The sequence below is a fragment of the Aquabacterium sp. UBA2148 genome (assembly GCF_002328915.1).
GTDB classification, from domain to species: Bacteria; Pseudomonadota; Gammaproteobacteria; order Burkholderiales; family Burkholderiaceae_C; genus Aquabacterium; species Aquabacterium parvum.
In genome coordinates, this window is sequence record NZ_DCXA01000108.1 from 2,342 (window position 1) to 3,432 (window position 1,091).

General features: G+C 69.8%; 2 protein-coding genes. One reads left to right on the top strand and one right to left on the bottom strand.

Features of this window, described 5'->3' with window-relative positions; translation table 11 throughout:
• Positions 1–70: 70 nt before the first annotated feature.
• Positions 71–538, top strand: coding sequence for a histidine phosphatase family protein (locus tag B2W70_RS05880; protein ID WP_286743794.1), 468 nt, complete (start codon positions 71–73; stop codon positions 536–538).
• 38 nt (positions 539–576) lie between these two features.
• Here the strand turns inward: B2W70_RS05880 and B2W70_RS05885 are convergent.
• A partial coding sequence (locus B2W70_RS05885; protein ID WP_286743780.1) for a phospholipase D-like domain-containing protein occupies positions 577–1,091 on the bottom strand: 515 nt, incomplete at its 5' end.

Genomic DNA, 1,091 nt, shown 5'->3' on the forward strand with positions numbered 1-1,091 from the left:
CCCCATCGGCCACGCGGGGCGCTGCATCGGGCGCACCGACCTGCAAGTCGACCCGCGAAAGGCCCGGCGCCTGGCGCGTCGCATCCATCGGCATGCGCTGGCGCAGGGCCTGCCGCTGGTGGTCTGCACCTCGCCCCTCAGGCGCTGCCGCGACGTTGGCCGTCACCTGCGCAGCCTGGGCTGGCGACACGTGGTTGATGACGCCTTGCTGGAGGCCGATTTCGGCGCTTGGGACGGACAAGACTGGGAACACATCGCACGCGAGGACGTTGATGCCTGGGTGGCGGACTTCCTGCATCACCGCCCGGGCGGCGGCGAGAGCCTGCACCAGGTGCTGCAGCGGGCTGCAATGTGGCAACCGCCTGAGCCTGGTGTGAGCGTCGTCGGCCATGCTGGCTGGATGCTGGCGCGTCGCTGGTTGCAAACCCACGGACCAGGGCAGCCGCCGACGCAGGCATCGCAGTGGCCTCGCCCTGCGGCGCATGGTGAGGCTTGGTCTTTGACGGCCAGGCCTCCTGCAGATCGCTCTGCTTGTTGACCTGGGCGGGGTGGCGAGCGTGACCCGAGGTGGATGGCTCAGTAGCGCCGCGTGGCGCCTGCCAGCCGCAGGTAGGTCCGCGCCAGCCAGCTGACCACGGCTCGCCGCGCTCGCGCGACCCAGCCAGGTCGGCTGTCGGAGGCGGGGGCGGGCACCTCGCGGCTGCGCGAGAAGTCCTCGTCCAGCGAGTTCGACAGCGTGCGCACGAAGGCCCGGTCCTTGATCACCAGGTTGCCTTCGAGGTTGAGCACCAGCGACAGCGGGTCGAGGTTGGACGAGCCCACCGTGGCCCATTCATCGTCCACCCTCAGCACCTTGGCATGCAGGAAGGCGTCCTGGTACTCGAAGATGCGAACGCCGTGGCGCTGCAGCTCGTGGTAGAGCACCTGGGCCGCGACCCCGGCGATGCGGTAGTCGAGCTTGCCCTGCAGCAGCAGGCGCACCTGCACGCCCTTGGAGGCTGCGTGGCGCAGGGCCAGGCGGATGGCGCGGTGCGGGTAGAAGTACGGCGTGACGATGTCGATGCGCTCGCGTGCCTGCCGAATGGCTTGCA